Source organism: Pseudomonas sp. TNT2022 ID642 (genome assembly GCF_028656995.1).
Lineage (GTDB): Bacteria > Pseudomonadota > Gammaproteobacteria > Pseudomonadales > Pseudomonadaceae > Aquipseudomonas.
In genome coordinates, this window is record NZ_JAMDGW010000020.1 from 126,029 (window position 1) to 142,766 (window position 16,738).

Sequence of the window (16,738 nt, forward strand, 5' to 3'; positions counted from 1 at the left end):
TGCTGTTTGCCAATCAGTCGTGTTTTCTTTACTGCCTGTTTCTGCTGAAAGCCCCGGTTTACAAGGCTTTGAGCGGAACGTAAAGACGATAAAAAAACCTGTAAAACCTGCATAAATCCTCCGAAAAGGCTCAAATTCAGCCATTTTTAGAGGCGCTGAGCCGACTCAAAAGACCTTTTTGATCACTTTTTAGCCGGGGTATTTGCCTTGCATTTGGCAATTTGGCCCAACGCTTTCTGTTGCAATTCAGGGGTGGCCTTGTTGTCCATCAGCGCCTGAATGTCAGCAGCAGGATAGGACTTGATGGCATCAGCGCCACAAGCGCAGTGCGATTTGGCCGCGGCGGCACCAATTTGCGGAGTAGCCGCCTGGGTGCACTGCGCCATGTACTTCTCGCGCTCGCCCTTCGGCCAATCGGCGTGGGCGCTCAGCGGCAGCAGCATAACGAGGGGGGCGACTACGGCGAACAGGGTATTCAGACGCATGCGAGGATGCTCCTTGTGGGTCAATGTCTTGTTATCTGAGGGCTGAAAGGCCAATCAAGTTCAGCACTCTGGCATAAAAACAGACGATTTGCCTTCCGATCAAACAGAGGCATAAGTGACCGCTCATCTGTGCTAGCATGCCGGGCTCAAGCGTTCTAAGGCTCCGGATGACCTTCAGTCCCGGCAGCGGTCAACGTGCGAATATTTCGATTTGAATCCCAGTCACTCTGGTTCGGTTTTCCGGTTGGCCGCAAGGCTCCTGCCGCTGTAAGGCAGGCGTTCGTCATTGAATGGCCTGGATCGGATCTTGTACTGGCTCATCCCAACCCACGTGACCTTTGGTAGGGGTCACCACTAGGAGAGGAGGCGCCATGCCAACTATTACTCTTCCCGACGGCAGTCAACGTTCATTCGATCACCCGGTTTCCGTAGCCGAGGTCGCCGCATCCATTGGTGCCGGTCTGGCCAAAGCTACTCTGGCCGGCAAGGTCAATGGTCAACTGGTCGACGCCAGCGACATCATCAGCAGCGACGCGACCCTGCAAATCATCACGCCTAAGGATGAAGAGGGGCTGGAGATCATTCGCCACTCTTGCGCTCACCTGGTTGGCCACGCGGTCAAGCAGCTGTACCCGACTGCGAAAATGGTCATCGGGCCGGTCATCGACGAAGGCTTCTATTACGACATCGCCTTCGAGCGTCCTTTTACTCCGGACGACATGGCCGCTATCGAACAGCGCATGCAACAGCTGATCGAAAAAGATTACGACGTCATCAAGAAAGTCACTCCGCGTGCCGAAGTGATCGAAGTGTTCAAGGCCCGTGGCGAAGACTACAAGTTGCGCCTGGTCGAGGACATGCCGAACGAACAGGCCATGGGTCTGTACTATCACGAAGAATACGTCGACATGTGCCGTGGCCCGCACGTGCCGAACACACGCCTCCTGAAATCCTTCAAGCTGACCAAACTGTCGGGCGCCTACTGGCGTGGCGACGCCAAGAACGAGCAATTGCAGCGCGTTTACGGCACCGCTTGGGCCGACAAGAAGCAGCTGGCGGCTTACATTCAGCGCATCGAAGAAGCTGAAAAGCGCGATCACCGCAAGATCGGCAAGCGTCTGGGCCTGTTCCACACCCAGGAAGAATCCCCGGGCATGGTGTTCTGGCACCCGAACGGCTGGACTCTGTACCAGGTACTCGAGCAGTACATGCGCAAGATCCAGCGCGACAACGGCTATCTTGAGATCAAGACGCCGCAAGTCGTTGACCGCAGCCTGTGGGAGAAATCCGGGCACTGGGCCAACTACGCCGACAACATGTTCACCACGCAGTCGGAAAACCGCGACTACGCCATCAAGCCAATGAACTGCCCATGCCACGTGCAGGTGTTCAACCAGGGCCTGAAGAGCTACCGCGAGCTGCCGATGCGTCTGGCCGAGTTCGGTGCCTGCCACCGTAACGAGCCGTCGGGTGCGCTGCACGGCATCATGCGCGTACGTGCGTTCACTCAGGACGACGCCCACATCTTCTGCACCGAAGAGCAGATGCAGGCCGAATCCGCTGCGTTCATCAAACTGACCATGGACGTTTATCGCGACTTCGGTTTCACCGATGTCGAGATGAAACTGTCCACTCGTCCGGAAAAACGCGTCGGTTCCGACGAACTGTGGGATCGCGCTGAAGCTGCATTGGCTGCGGCCCTTGATTCTGCGGGCCTGCCGTACGATCTGCAGCCGGGCGAAGGTGCGTTCTACGGTCCGAAGATCGAGTTCTCACTGAAAGACTGCCTTGGTCGGGTCTGGCAATGTGGTACTCTGCAGCTCGATTTTAACCTGCCTGTCCGTTTGGGCGCTGAATACGTCTCCGAAGACAACAGCCGCAAACACCCAGTGATGTTGCACCGTGCGATCCTCGGTTCCTTCGAGCGTTTCGTCGGGATTCTGATCGAGCACTACGAAGGTGCGTTCCCTGCGTGGCTCGCGCCGACCCAGGCGGTGATCATGAATATCACTGATAAACAGGCAGATTTTGTTGCAGAAGTTGAAAAAACTCTCAACGAAAGCGGATTTCGTGCCAAGTCCGACTTGAGAAATGAAAAGATCGGCTTTAAAATCCGCGAGCATACTTTGCTCAAGGTTCCTTATCTTTTGGTTATCGGAGATAAGGAAGTCGAGATGCAGACTGTCGCTGTGCGTACTCGTGAAGGTGCTGACCTGGGCTCGATGCCCGTCGCCCAGTTCGCTGAGTTTCTCGCGCAAGCGGTTTCCCGGCGTGGTCGCCCAGATTCGGAGTAATTATTATTAAGCGTGAAATGAGACAAGATAAACGAGCTGCACCGAAAGCCCCGATCAACGAGAATATCTCGGCACGCGAGGTTCGGTTAATTGGCGCTGAAGGTGAACAGCTTGGGATTGTGTCAATTGAAGACGCGCTTCTTAAGGCTGAAGAGGCCAAACTGGATTTGGTGGAAATTTCCGCCGATGCAGTACCCCCTGTTTGCAAACTGATGGACTACGGCAAATCGATCTTCGAGAAGAAGAAACAGGTTGCCGCAGCCAAGAAAAACCAGAAGCAGATTCAGGTAAAAGAAATCAAGTTTCGTCCAGGGACGGAGGAAGGGGATTACCAGGTAAAACTGCGCAACCTGGTACGTTTCCTGAGTGATGGGGACAGGGCCAAGGTATCCTTGCGATTCCGCGGCCGTGAGATGGCCCACCAGGAGCTGGGGATGGAACTCCTCAAGCGGGTTGAAGCTGACCTGCTCGAGTACGGTTCGGTCGAACAGCATCCTAAGATGGAAGGACGCCAGCTGATCATGGTCATCGCCCCGAAAAAGAAGAAGTAATCAACAGGGCACGGCAGGCCTTCTGATTATGTTTATCAACTGAATGCGGAGTATCCGAACATGCCAAAAATGAAAACCAAAAGTGGTGCTGCTAAGCGGTTTCTGAAAACTGCTAACGGTATCAAGCACAAGCACGCTTTCAAGAGCCACATCCTGACTAAAATGTCGACCAAGCGTAAGCGTCAACTGCGCGGTAGCAGCTTGCTGCATCCGTCTGACGTGGCAAAAGTCGAGCGCATGCTGCGCCTTCGTTAATTTTAGTCAAGAATAGAGGAAGTAACTCATGGCTCGTGTAAAGCGTGGCGTCATTGCCCGTAAGCGTCACAAAAAAATTCTGAAACTTGCTAAAGGCTACTACGGCGCACGCTCCCGCGTATTCCGTGTTGCCAAGCAAGCGGTAATCAAGGCAGGCCAATACGCCTACCGTGACCGTCGTCAGAAAAAACGTCAGTTCCGCGCTCTGTGGATCGCTCGTATCAACGCTGGTGCTCGTGTTAACGGTCTGTCCTACAGCCGTTTCATCGCTGGCCTGAAAAAAGCGTCCATCGAGATCGACCGTAAGGTTCTGGCTGATCTGGCAGTGAACGAAAAAGCGGTGTTTGCTGCGATTGTCGAGAAAGCTAAAGCCACCTTGGCTTAAGTACCCCCGACAATCACCCGGCCTCACTTCCGTGGGGGCAGGTGGTAAACGTCTTAAATAGGGGAAGAGCCTTCAAGCTCTTCCCCTATTTTGTATCTGGAGTCTGTACATGGAAAACCTGGATGCGCTGGTCTCTCAAGCACTAGAGGCTGTGCAAAGCGCTGAAGATATCAATGCCCTGGAGCAAATCCGGGTTCAATACCTTGGCAAAAAGGGTGAATTGACTCAGGTGATGAAGACCCTGGGGAATTTGCCGGCAGAAGAGCGTCCGCAAGTCGGCGCCCTGATCAACGTTGCCAAGGAACGTGTCACAGGCGTACTCAATGCGCGCATGGCCCTGTTTGAAGAAGCCGAACTGGCTGCCAAACTGTCCGCCGAATCCATTGACGTGACGTTGCCGGGCCGTGGTCAGACCTCCGGTGGTCTGCATCCGGTGACCCGGACTCTGGAACGTGTAGAGCAGTTCTTCACCCGCATCGGTTACGGCATTGCCGAAGGCCCTGAGGTCGAAGACGACTATCACAACTTTGAAGCGCTCAACATCCCAGGCCATCACCCGGCCCGGTCGATGCATGACACCTTCTATTTCAACGCCAACATGCTGCTGCGCACCCATACCTCGCCGGTACAGGTCCGCACCATGGAATCGAAGCAGCCGCCGATCCGCATCGTCTGCCCAGGCCGCGTGTATCGCAGCGACTCCGATATCACCCACTCGCCGATGTTCCACCAGGTCGAAGGCCTGCTGGTTGATCGCGACATCAATTTTGCCGATCTCAAAGGCACCATCGAAGAATTCCTGCGGGTGTTCTTCGAAAAAGAGCTGGCCGTACGTTTCCGCCCTTCGTACTTCCCGTTCACCGAGCCATCCGCTGAAGTCGATATGGAATGCGTGATGTGCAGCGGTAAAGGCTGCCGCGTCTGCAAGCAAACCGGCTGGCTGGAAGTGATGGGCTGCGGCATGGTTCACCCGAACGTGCTGCGCATGTCCGGCATCGATCCGGAAGAGTTCTCCGGTTTTGCTTTCGGCATGGGCGTCGAGCGTCTGGCCATGCTCCGTTACGGCGTGAACGACTTGCGTCTGTTCTTCGACAACGACTTGCGGTTCCTCGCGCAATTTCGCTAGTCGTAACGAATTCTTAGGAGAGCAGGATGAAATTCAGTGAACAATGGCTGCGTGGCTGGGTTAGCCCGCAGGTAAATCGCGACGAGCTGGTTGCTCGTCTGTCGATGGCCGGTCTTGAGGTCGATAGCGTGACCCCGGCCGCTGGTGTATTCAGCGGCGTGGTAGTGGGCGAGGTGCTGAGCACCGAGCAGCACCCTGATGCCGACAAGTTGCGCGTTTGCCAGGTCAGCAATGGCGCGGAAACCTTCCAGGTCGTGTGCGGTGCACCAAACGTGCGTCCGGGCCTGAAGATTCCGTTCGCCATGATCGGTGCTGAACTGCCGGGCGATTTCAAAATCAAGAAAGCCAAACTGCGCGGCGTTGAGTCCAACGGCATGCTCTGCTCGCAATCCGAGCTGCAGGTCGGTGAAGGCAATGACGGTCTGATGGAACTGCCGGCCGATGCGCCGGTGGGTGAAGATTTCCGCGTGTATCTGGATCTGGAAGACGCCAGCATCGAGGTCGACCTGACCCCGAACCGCGGCGACTGCCTGTCCCTGGCCGGTCTGGCCCGTGAAGTCGGCGCGCTGTACGACGCGCCGGTCACCCGTCCGGTGGTCATGACCATTCCTGCCGTGCACGATGAAGTGCGTTCGGTAGAAGTGCTGGCCCCAGCGGCATGCCCGCGCTATCTGGGCCGCGTTATCCGTAACGTTGATCTGTCCAAGCCGACGCCGCTGTGGATGGTTGAACGTCTGCGCCGCGCCGACGTGCGCAGCATCGACGCTGCCGTCGACATCACCAACTATGTGATGCTCGAACTGGGTCAGCCGCTGCATGCCTTCGATCTCGCCGAAATCAATGGCGGCATCCGTGTGCGCATGGCGGAAGAGGGCGAGAAGCTGGTACTGCTCGACGGTCAGGAAGTCAGCCTGCGTAGCGATACGCTGGTGATTGCCGACCACACCCGCGCGCTGGCGATTGCCGGTGTCATGGGTGGCGAGCACAGCGGTGTTTCCGCGACCACTCGCGACGTATTCCTGGAAAGTGCGTTCTTCGACCAGATCGCTGTCGCTGGCAAGGCTCGTTCCTACGGCCTGCACACCGATGCTTCGCACCGCTACGAGCGTGGCGTTGACTGGCAACTGGCCCGTGAAGCCATGGAACGCGCCACTGGCCTGCTGCTGGACATCACTGGCGGTGAAGCCGGCCCGATCATCGAGACCGTCAGCGAGCAGCATCTGCCGTCGATCGCGCCGATCACCCTGCGTTCCCAGCGCATCACTCAGATGCTCGGTATGGAAATGGATTCCGCTCAGGTTGAGCGTTTGCTCGGTGGCCTGGGTCTCGGTATTTCCGCCGACGGTGAAGGCCAGTGGCGCGTAGAAGTGCCAAGCCATCGCTTCGACATCAGCCTGGAAGTCGATCTGATCGAAGAGCTGGCCCGTCTGTACGGCTACAACCGTCTGCCGGTTCGTTACCCGCAAGCGCGTCTGGCGCCGCAAGCCAAAGCTGAAGCGCGTAGCGATCTGCCGGAACTGCGCCGTCTGCTGGTGGCGCGTGGTTATCAGGAAGCGATCACTTACAGCTTCATCGATCCGCGTCAGTTCGAGCTGTTCAACCCGGGCGTCGAGCCGTTGCTGCTGGCCAATCCGATCTCCAATGACATGGCGGCCATGCGTTCGTCGCTGTGGCCGGGTCTGGTCAAAGCGCTGCAGCACAACCTCAACCGTCAGCAGGATCGCGTGCGTCTGTTCGAAAGCGGTCTGCGCTTTGTTGGTCAGTTGGAAGGCCTGAAGCAAGAACCGATGCTGTCCGGTGTAGTTTGCGGTAGCCGTCTGCCGGAAGGCTGGGCGCAAGGTCGCGACACCGTCGATTTCTTCGACGTCAAAGCTGACGTGGAAGCGGTGCTGGGCTTTGCCGGTGCACTGGATTCGTTCACTTTCGCTCCGGGCAAACACCCGGCGCTGCACCCGGGTCAAACCGCGCGCATCGAGCGCGAAGGGCGTGAAGTCGGTTTCATCGGCGCCATCCACCCGGAATTGTCGAAAGCCCTGGGTCTGGATCGTCCAGTCTTCGTTTTCGAGCTGGTTCTGGCTGAAGTGGCACTCGGTAAAATGCCGAAATTCCACGAGTTGTCGCGCTTTCCTGAAGTGCGTCGTGACCTTGCACTGATTGCGCACAAAGACGTCGCGTCCGCGGCCGTACTGGACGTAATCCGTGAAAATGCAGGCGAATGGCTCACAGATCTCAGGCTGTTTGACGTGTATCAGGGTAAAGGTATTGATCCTGATAGAAAAAGCCTTGCAGTTGGCTTGACCTGGCAGCATCCATCGCGCACTCTTAATGACGATGAGGTGAATTCGACGACGCAAAACATCCTCACCTCGCTCGAACAAAGGTTGAACGCCACGTTAAGGAAGTGACGTATGGGGGCTTTGACGAAAGCTGAGATGGCGGAACGTCTGTATGAAGAGCTGGGCCTGAACAAGCGGGAAGCCAAGGAATTGGTCGAACTGTTTTTCGAGGAAATCAGGCACGCTCTTGAAGACAACGAGCAGGTCAAATTGTCCGGTTTCGGCAATTTCGACCTTCGGGACAAACGCCAGCGGCCTGGCCGCAACCCGAAAACGGGGGAAGAAATCCCGATCACGGCTCGCCGTGTGGTCACCTTTCGTCCAGGGCAGAAGTTGAAGGCCCGAGTTGAGGCTTATGCTGGAACCAAGTCATAACGACGAACTACCCGTCATCCCGGGCAAACGCTACTTCACCATCGGTGAAGTCAGCGAGCTGTGTGCCGTAAAGCCACACGTGCTGCGCTACTGGGAGCAGGAGTTTCCTCAACTCAACCCCGTCAAACGCCGCGGAAACCGCCGGTATTATCAGCGCCAGGACGTGCTGATGATCCGGCAGATCCGCGCGCTCCTTTATGATCAAGGTTTCACCATCGGCGGCGCACGCCTGCGTTTGTCCGGCGATGAAGCCAAAGACGACACGACCCAATACAAGCAGATGATTCGGCAGATGATTGCCGAATTGGAAGATGTATTGGTGGTTCTCAAGAAATAAAAAGCAGCGTTTGAATACTTCCAGTTTTCAAAAGCTTGCGCTATATTCTTGAGCGTTCTTCGAGGTGAAGAACAGTTGCAGAACCAGTCGGGGCGTAGCGCAGTCCGGTAGCGCACTAGCATGGGGTGCTAGGGGTCGAGTGTTCGAATCACTCCGTCCCGACCATATAATTCAAGGGGTTGCGAGATTTTATCTCGCGACCCTTTTTTATGTTTGGTCGTTTTTACCCCCACAAAACCACCGGCTCTGGGTGGAATCCTCACGGCTTCCGCGTGGGCGGACGCAGGCTTTGGCGCTCACGCGTGGTCTCTTTACCAATGTTGTTTGGTCTTTCTCTTCGGTCCTGACGTTTTTGAGTGTTTAAGACTATTTTCCTGCTTATTGAGAACTACATACGGGTCAACCATCAGCTTGTTTATCTCAGGTCGCTCGGGTCATCCTGCGTACCCGGTAGTTAGGCTTGGGCGGCACTGGGATCGTATAGCCGTCGGGGACTAGACTGCGTAGGTCATAGCCCATCATGAATAATCCAGCTTCAAAGGCGTGGCAGCGGTCTACCAGCTGAGGCTGCTTGGCGAATAGTTCGGACCCTTCTAGTACCGCGCGGATGATCCAACCTAATTGGAGCTGGCGCCGTGCCCAAAGGTGGTGACTGGTGGTGGAGAGTTGCGGTGTACCGTTGTAGCCAAGCATTAAGTGTTTTGGGTTTCGAATCTGGTCGCCGATCCCTGGCCCCCAGGCGAAGTCCACTACCTGCGGCGCAGTGGTGCCGGTGCCTTGGCGTTACAGGCAGTAGAGCAGCGCGATGGCGGCACCGACCCGGCCGTCATAGATTGGAGAGCCAGTGGTGTCGAGCAGGGCATGGATCTTAGTCATGCCCGAGTCGAATCTTAGGATGTTCTGCTTGGTGAGGTGGTTGAGCTGCTGCTTGCGGTCCAGCGCGAGAAGCGCCTGGCACTGCTTTAGGTAATTCACCAAGTTCTTGTCGTGCATTTGCTCTTTGAGGAATCCGACGGCGCCATCGACATTTCCCCACGCTAGGATCGCTTCGCAGGCCCCATGCGTGGCGAACTCATCGCGGGCTCGAACCGCAAGGCGCAAGCGAATGCGCAGCCGGCGCAGCTCCGCCTTTACCGTCTCCCAGTTCCCGCCCCACTGGTATTCCGCCTGAACCGCTTCGATACCTTGAACCTTGCAGTCGATCGCTTTGCGCACGAACCTGCTGCGCGAGACCTTCAGATGCACTGGCAGAGTGGGGAGGTTTTCGATTAGCCACTGGATGAGGCCGAGCACGTCCGGTTGCTCGAGAAACTGCTTGCGATTCATTCCATGGTTCCTAGTCGCGTCGTGATGAGGATCAAGCTCTAAGGTAGCGCGACGGGGTATGTTTGAGTGCCTGTTTTTCGATCCACAGTGGATCTTTCACTATTGACTACACTCGACGAGCGGGCATTCGCTTTGGCTAATCCTAAAAGTCACTTGAGCTGGCATTTGGACGACAGAGCATCTGAATGGACTTTTGATGAGGTCGGAATCAAATGCAAAGGCAAGGCGATTCGATTTTTCTTAGTGCTTCTGACTTGGTTGGACATCTTAACTGCCGGCACTTAACGAGCCTTGACTTGGCGGTGGCGAATGGCGAGCTAGAACGCCCTGCTATCTGGGACCCATTGCTGCAGATTCTATGGGAGCGTGGCACGCGACATGAACAAGGCTTTGTCGAGCACCTACGATCCCAGGGTCTATCCGTGACAATCATTGACGGTATCGGAGTTGATGACGAATCGGTTGAGCGCACAAGGAGCGCCATGCTCGCTGGGGATGAGATCATAGTACAAGGCGCGTTTCGCGCGAATGGTTGGGTGGGTCGCACGGATGTCCTCAGGCGAGTAGAGGCCGAGAGCAATCTTGGAGCATGGTCTTATGAGGTGATCGATACCAAGCTTGCTCGTGAGACGAAAGGTGGAACTGTCTTGCAGCTTTGCTTGTACGCCGATCTAGTCGGCACCATCCAAGGGGGTTGCCCGACACATAGCTATGTAGTTGCCCCATGGTCCGGGTATGAGCCTCAGATGTATCGAATGGACGATTACGCAGCGTACTTCCGACGAGTCAAAAGCAGTCTTGTAGCTGCTATCGAGCACGCGGGGGAGGTGATCTATCCTGAACCGAAGGAGCATTGCGACATCTGTCGTTGGCAGAGTCGTTGCGACCGGAAACGTCGAGAGGATGACCATCTCTCGCTTGTGGCCGGGATTACCAAAGTCCATATCGATGAGTTAAGACGGCACGGCATAGAAACTATGACGGATCTAGCAGCAATGCCGGTTCCGCTTCCATGGAGGCCCTCGCGCGGGGCAGTACATTCGTACGAGCGGGTACGAGAGCAGGCGCGCATTCAGGTCGAGGGACGCGAAGCAGGGAGCGTGCTTCACGAACTTTTACCTGTTACGGAGGGATTCGGTTTAGCGAGCTTACCCGAACCTTCAGTCGGGGATATCTTCTTCGATCTGGAGGGCGACCCATTTGCTGGGGAAGGCGGCCTTGAGTACTTGTTTGGTTATACTTTTATTGATGGTAACAATGGCATCGCTTATACGGCTGACTGGGCGCTATCTCGTGAGGAGGAAAAACTGAATTTCGAGCGTTTCATCGATTTCGTCGTCGCTCGACAGGAGCAATACCCGGATCTGCACATTTACCATTTCGCACCCTATGAGCCGGCTGCTCTAAAACGGTTGATGGGGCGTCATGCAAGTCGTGAAGAAGAGATTGATGCTCTTCTGCGCTCTAAACGTTTTGTTGACCTTTACAGCGTGATACGAAATGGTCTGCGAGCGAGCGTGGAAAGTTACTCGATCAAAAAGCTTGAGCCCTTATACGATTTCAGCCGAGATACAGAACTTTCAGAAGCAAACAAGGCGCTTGCTAAGGTTCAAGCATGCCTTGAGCTGGGAGATTTAGCGTTCATCAATGATGTTGATCGTTCTGTTGTGACTGGATACAACCGAGATGATTGCGTATCTACATGGCGACTTCGGGACTGGCTAGAAATACAGCGCACCAACTTGATCAACGTTGGCAATATCATTCCTCGACCGGAAGTCCCTGGGAGCGTGCCAAGCGAGGCACTTGGTGAATGGCAAGAGAAGATCATTGGGCTTATCGAACGGTTGACGGACGGGGTTCCTACTGATGCGGCGGAGCGCACGGCCGAGGAGCATGCTCGATGGATTCTCGCGCATTCGCTCGACTGGCACCGGCGAGAACAGAAGGCGCTTTGGTGGGAGTATTTCCGTCTTTCCGACCTCATGGCAGAAGATTTGATCGACGAGCGAGCTGGACTTTCAGGTCTAACATTTGTGGGCGTGAATGGGGGAACCGCTAAGGCACCCATTCATCGCTACAGCTTCCCTCCTCAAGAAACGGAGATGCGCGGCAGTGAGGATTTGCACACTTTGGGAGGCAGGAAGCTAGGCAGCGTCGACGCAATTTCTCTGGATGAACGTTGGGTCGATATTAAGAAAAGAGGGGACAGTGCAAATATTCATCCTGAGGCAGTTTTTTCCCACACAGTTATTAATACGACTGTCCTCGCCAATGCGCTTGTTCGCATCGGCGAACATGTCGTTGCTCATGGGATGGAGGGAGGCGGACCCTTTCAGGCCGCTCGTGATCTTCTGATGCGTCTGCCCCCTCGTATAGGCAATCAACCGATCCAGCATGAAGGTGAGCCTGCCCTAGATGCCGCACTCCGTGTTGCGGCACATATCGAAAGTGGACTGCTTCCAATTCAAGGGCCGCCAGGTGCCGGCAAGACGCACACAGGCTCACGTATGATCTGTTCTCTCGTGCAAGCCGGGAAGACTGTTGGAGTAACTGCCAATAGCCACAAGGTCATCCGCAACCTTCTCGATGGAGTTGTGAAGGCTTCTGAAGAAATGGGAATTGATGTTTGCTGCTTTCAAAAACCTTCGGAGATGGAACCAGATCAGCAGCGATTGCGATTTGTAAAAAGTAATGCTGATTTGCTAAACGCCATCGGCAGCAGAGCAAATGTGGCAGGAGGGACTGCTTGGCTGTGGGCGTCGCCTGATGCAGCGCACTCCGTGGATGTGCTGTTTATTGATGAAGCGGCGCAAATGGCGCTTGCGAATGTAATTGCTGTATCACAAGCGGCGAATAGCGTTGTGTTGCTAGGCGATCCGCAACAACTCGATCAGCCGATGCAGGGTAGTCATCCAGAAGGCACTGATGTTTCAGCTCTGCATCATATTCTTGGTGAAGAGCAGACGATTGCGTCTGACCGAGGACTTTTTCTTGCGGAGACATGGCGTCTTCATCCGGACATCTGCTCCTATACGTCCGAACTATTCTACGAGGGGCGTCTTCATCCTCGCCCAGGATTGGAGGCTCAAGCAATTCGCTCACCCGGACGCCTCAATGGTTCAGGCCTCCGCTATGTTGCAGTCGTTTCTGAAGGCAATCAGAGTTCATCGCCGGAAGAGGCTGATTGCGTTCGAATGCTCGTGGAGGAAATCCTTGCGTCAGGCACTACCTGGATCGACAGACATGGTGTTGAGCGACTGATATCGCTTCAAGATATATTAATCATTGCTCCCTACAATGCGCAGGTGTTCGAGCTACAGGACCGCATTTCGGGAGCTCGGATCGGAACGGTCGACAAATTCCAAGGACAGGAAGCACCGATCGTTATTTACTCGATGACAACATCAAGCTACGTCGATGCACCGCGTGGAATGGAGTTTCTCTACAGCCTAAACCGACTGAATGTCGCTACATCACGTGCGAAATGTGTTTGTGTACTCTTTGCGTCGCCTACATTGTTTGAGGCTCAATGCCGAACACCCCGCCAGATGCAACTCGCCAATGCTTTCTGTCGGTACGATGAACTTGCGATAAGAATATGAGAATAGCGTACTAACCCTGACTTCTGAGGGGCACGCCGCGCAAGGTAATGGATACGGTGGTCAAGTTATTTTGAACGCTGGCTTGGGTTTATCCGGCCAGTGATTCAGCCTCTGCTGACGTCCTATATTGTGGGCAAAAATCTTCGGGACAGTAGATGTCATATTGGAGGGCGGTGATGCTATGCGGATAGCCACTTCATCATTAAAGGTGAGCAATTCGAGATGTATAGAATGTTTGCGGGTAACGCCTCGTTGCCGATGATGATGCGGTACTCTCATATCTCGCCTGACTATTTACAGGGAACCATTCAGTTCGGTCCGGCACTGCAATAAGCTAAATTCCAATTGTCAGGGAGCGAAAATGAGGAAAACGGTAGATATCAGCAAAGTTGCCGGGATTGAGTATCACGGTAGTTCTGGAGTTACTCAGAATTCCATCGGCGCCATCGTGAATATCATCAACTCTGGCGAGCAGATCAAGTCAGCCTGGATTTTATCTTGGTTCGATGGAAGCATTGGTGAGCATAGTTTTTTACTAAGTATATACCCTGCGCGACAGGTGCTTATAAAGACAGGCTTCACGTCGGGGTATTCAGGAGAGGGACCGAGTGGGCTTTCCACCGCTCTTAAGATCCTACAACTGCATAGAGTAGAGATTGAAGAGTACGACATCGATCGAGCGGAGCAGCAACGGATTGAGGCAGGATGCCTACTTTCATCTGATTTGGAAAGACTGGAAAAATCTCGCCCTATTCGTCCAACTAGATTCTACGACTACATCCTACGACAACCAAATTTTCCACGAGAAACTGACGTCCGTGATGTTCAGCAATGCTTTCCTGCTGCTATCAATTTAGGGCTTCTCGACGAGAGACTTGTAGAGTTGGCGATCAGCCTCCTTGAGAGTCCGGACTTAGCGATTAATACCGCCTTTCGTCGATTAGAAGACATTGTCAGAGATAGAGTAGGCATTTACGACAAGAGTGGCACTCATCTGTTCAAGAAAGCTTTTGAGGGCGACAAGTCCCTGCTCCACTGGAACGATCTGGACGGCGGCGAACAGGCAGGAAAAGCGGGACTGTTCGTGGCGGTTTTTCTTACCTACCGTAATCCCCGGGCTCACCGTGAAATCCTCTGCAATCCCCAGGAAGCCGTGCGCGAGTTCATGCTGATCAACCAGCTCTATCTCTTGGAAGCATCGGCGGTGGAGCGGATCACCAACGTCGTCTCCTCTGAATGAGGAGCGGAGTAAGCGCTTTTGATTTTTGCAGCTGCCTGCTATGGATATGAGTCGGTAGTAGCGCTAAGCTCGTGCAATCATTAACATGCCAAGGAATAAGCTATGCAGCTGGGGCTCAATCTTCTAAAGAAAACCAAGGATGAATTTCTCACTGAGCTCGCCAATTTGGCCAAGGCGAAAGAGACCCTCATATTCATTGATACCAATATTTTGGCGTACCTATTCAAGCTCCATTCTGCTGCGAGGCAGGAGTTTTTTGACTGGGCAGTGGTGGCGATCAACGAAAATCGGCTTTGTCTACCTGCTTGGTGCGCAGGCGAATATCTGGCAAGAGTCAGAGATAACCAACTTCACACTTACACTCCAAAAAGCAAGGGTGACGACCAACCGAGGAAGGCTCTTGAGGCTATGCTCGATACTGCCTCACTGTTCGTGGATGATGCCGTCCTCAGATCTACAACCTATTCTGGCTCCCGAGCAGCATATTTAGCGGGGTTTCGGGCGGCTATAGACGAACTCAAGCAATACACCCAAACATTTAAGCACCAATTTGATCCCGACAAAATCCACGCTGAAATTGAGGAACATCTGGGGGCAGCGGTACTTGATTCTCCTATTGCCAATCTCTGTGATAGAGCAGCCAAAGAAGGGCCGTCGCGGATTGAGCATCGGTTGCCTCCCGGCTTTCGTGACGAAGGGAAGCCTGAAAATCGCTTGGGCGATTTGATAATTTGGCTGGAAATTCTTGAATATAGTCTTAAGCGAAAAGACGATTTTACTCACGTGTTGTTTTTGACTAATGACGAAAAATCGGATTGGGTGTATTCGCCAGCTAAACGATTGGATATTAAAGGTGCCAACCTCAAACCTGTACCTAACAATAACCCAAATCTGAAGATCATCGATCCTCGTTTGGTTTCGGAGTTCAAGCAGGCGATCGGCCATTCGAATGTCTCGATTTGTACCCTATCTACGCTTGTGCAGGGTTTCTCCAAAACTGACCCTACTACGGTTGCTCAGCTCGCAGCCGCAATCCAAATCGAACTGGTATCAAGCGAAGGGGGAGCGAATGGTACAAGCGCGAATGCGCAGGAACAACCAAACGCGGAAATTGAAGTGGGGGTGGCCACGGATGTAGAGGCTGTGCCAGAAGCTGATCTACGAGTAGATCCCACAGTTGATGAGCGTCCGAGCGAAGAGGCCAATAGCGCGTCTGGAGTAGCGTCGGAGGATTCTAACCAAGTCCATCAGCCCGTCCCTGTTGATCTCGATCTCGATCTCGATTCCGAAGACGAAATTGCCGAGGTCATCCAGTTGGAGGGCTATCGAGATTCAACCTATCAATCAGATGCACCAGGTGAGCTCAATGAGATTATCACCTCGCTCAGATCACATAACTGGTATGTTCAAAACCCCGCTATAGAAAAATTAAGATCGATAAGCGTTGAATACTCCACGCCCACTTCATGGTTTGTTTTAGGTCGCAATATCTATCAAGCTGCGTGCGGGAACGCACAGAAGGCTATGGATTTCCTATCTAACCTAGATTCTCGTCTTAAGTGGTTCGCCGAGAATATTTCGAAATATGTATTGGCGGGTATAGTATACGAAGTATATTTTGATAGTAACGGCGTATTGCGCGATTCGCCAAAAGCTGGTTACTTAGGTAAGCCACTATCCCTTCTCGCTAAGCCGGACTACCCTGAAGTCAGCGAATTCATCAGATCTAAGCTTGAGTCAGCTGGTGCGAATCTCTACTTTTATCCTGGGGATGATCGACAGCACACGGTAGTCGTTCAGTCGGAACCAATTGAAAGTGGTGACGCTTTTGATACAAAACGCAGTAAGTTGATTTCGATTACCATCGATGGGCGACAAATCCTAGCTGATGTGGCGCCGGAGGAAGATCGGTGGCTGACTCGCTATAGAGTTTCCTACAGCACTACCGATATTTTGGAGGACATTTCCACGAGCCTTTCGATTCCTCGTTGGGCACTTGCCTTGGTACTTAACCCCGAAGTTGATGCGAACGTGAGATTCGTGGTCCCAGAAAATCGATGGTTTCAACCCCGTGTTGCTCTTGCACCCAATGCTACAGATTGAATATTTTTTACAAGTGCATAGGCCTGAAGCCGGGGGGCTTAGTAAGACTCCGGCTGTCAACTACCATCGCGATTTCGATATTTCACATCGGAACGCCCAGAGGTTGCTCATTTTGCCAAAATGATCTTGGGGTTGGATTAAAAGCTAGTTTGAGCGCGCCTTATTAAAAATCTCCTTGAGTTTTTCTGAATGCCCCCATAGGACAACTCGGGTCGGAGCAAAATCTTTAGATGGATTTTATGCGTGTAAAAGAAAAAATATCTAGCTGTGATGCCAGAATGGCGAAATGCGATAGATCTAGGTTGATGGCATACGCTTAA

The 16,738-nt window shown here is 53.7% G+C and carries 13 protein-coding genes and 1 tRNA gene; 12 read left to right on the forward strand and 2 right to left on the reverse strand.

Features of this window, described 5'->3' with window-relative positions; all coding sequences use genetic code 11:
• Positions 1–182 precede the first annotated feature (182 nt).
• Positions 183–485 carry a hypothetical protein gene (locus M5G26_RS21170; RefSeq protein ID WP_064116781.1) on the reverse strand — a complete coding sequence of 101 codons (303 nt, stop codon included), beginning with the start codon at positions 483–485 and terminating at the stop codon, positions 183–185.
• A 371-nt stretch (positions 486–856) separates the two neighbouring features.
• Between M5G26_RS21170 and thrS the strand changes: the two genes are divergently transcribed.
• From thrS to M5G26_RS21215, 9 genes are all read left to right on the forward strand, one after another.
• A complete protein-coding gene (thrS, locus tag M5G26_RS21175; protein ID WP_273916383.1) occupies positions 857–2,779 on the forward strand; it encodes a threonine--tRNA ligase in 1,923 nt (640 codons plus the stop codon).
• Positions 2,779–3,330, forward strand: coding sequence for a translation initiation factor IF-3 (gene infC / locus M5G26_RS21180; RefSeq protein WP_170947229.1), 552 nt, complete (start codon positions 2,779–2,781; stop codon positions 3,328–3,330). Before thrS ends, infC begins: the two co-directional genes overlap by 1 nt.
• A gap of 60 nt (positions 3,331–3,390) precedes the next feature.
• The gene (gene rpmI / locus M5G26_RS21185; protein ID WP_002553160.1) at positions 3,391–3,585 is read left to right on the forward strand and encodes a 50S ribosomal protein L35; all 195 of its coding nucleotides are present in this window, start codon (positions 3,391–3,393) and stop codon (positions 3,583–3,585) included.
• A gap of 28 nt (positions 3,586–3,613) precedes the next feature.
• Positions 3,614–3,970: a 50S ribosomal protein L20 gene (gene rplT, locus M5G26_RS21190; protein WP_007913489.1), complete on the forward strand. Its 357-nt coding sequence runs from the start codon at positions 3,614–3,616 to the stop codon at positions 3,968–3,970.
• A 109-nt stretch (positions 3,971–4,079) separates the two neighbouring features.
• A complete protein-coding gene (gene pheS, locus M5G26_RS21195) occupies positions 4,080–5,096 on the forward strand; it encodes a phenylalanine--tRNA ligase subunit alpha (RefSeq protein ID WP_003226365.1) in 1,017 nt (338 codons plus the stop codon).
• Between the two features lie 26 nt (positions 5,097–5,122).
• Entirely contained in the window at positions 5,123–7,501 is a 2,379-nt protein-coding gene (gene pheT / locus M5G26_RS21200; RefSeq protein ID WP_273916384.1) for a phenylalanine--tRNA ligase subunit beta, read from the forward strand.
• Between the two features lie 3 nt (positions 7,502–7,504).
• Positions 7,505–7,807 (forward strand): integration host factor subunit alpha, encoded by a 303-nt coding sequence (gene ihfA / locus M5G26_RS21205; protein ID WP_002553164.1) that lies wholly within the window; start codon positions 7,505–7,507, stop codon positions 7,805–7,807.
• Positions 7,788–8,144, forward strand: coding sequence for a MerR family transcriptional regulator (locus M5G26_RS21210; protein WP_003179985.1), 357 nt, complete (start codon positions 7,788–7,790; stop codon positions 8,142–8,144). The genes ihfA and M5G26_RS21210 overlap by 20 nt, the downstream gene beginning before the upstream one ends.
• Positions 8,145–8,232: 88 nt before the next feature.
• Positions 8,233–8,309: transfer RNA gene (locus tag M5G26_RS21215), tRNA-Pro, on the forward strand.
• A 618-nt stretch (positions 8,310–8,927) separates the two neighbouring features.
• Here M5G26_RS21215 and M5G26_RS21220 read toward each other — a convergent pair.
• Positions 8,928–9,470: a hypothetical protein gene (locus M5G26_RS21220; protein ID WP_273916385.1), complete on the reverse strand. Its 543-nt coding sequence runs from the start codon at positions 9,468–9,470 to the stop codon at positions 8,928–8,930.
• A gap of 212 nt (positions 9,471–9,682) precedes the next feature.
• Between M5G26_RS21220 and M5G26_RS21225 the strand changes: the two genes are divergently transcribed.
• From M5G26_RS21225 to M5G26_RS21235, 3 genes are all read left to right on the forward strand, one after another.
• The gene (locus M5G26_RS21225; RefSeq protein WP_273916386.1) at positions 9,683–13,075 is read left to right on the forward strand and encodes a TM0106 family RecB-like putative nuclease; all 3,393 of its coding nucleotides are present in this window, start codon (positions 9,683–9,685) and stop codon (positions 13,073–13,075) included.
• Positions 13,076–13,436: 361 nt separating this feature from the next.
• A complete protein-coding gene (locus M5G26_RS21230; protein WP_273916387.1) occupies positions 13,437–14,315 on the forward strand; it encodes a TIGR02391 family protein in 879 nt (292 codons plus the stop codon).
• A gap of 102 nt (positions 14,316–14,417) precedes the next feature.
• The gene (locus tag M5G26_RS21235; protein ID WP_273916388.1) at positions 14,418–16,418 is read left to right on the forward strand and encodes a PIN-like domain-containing protein; all 2,001 of its coding nucleotides are present in this window, start codon (positions 14,418–14,420) and stop codon (positions 16,416–16,418) included.
• Positions 16,419–16,738 lie beyond the last annotated feature (320 nt).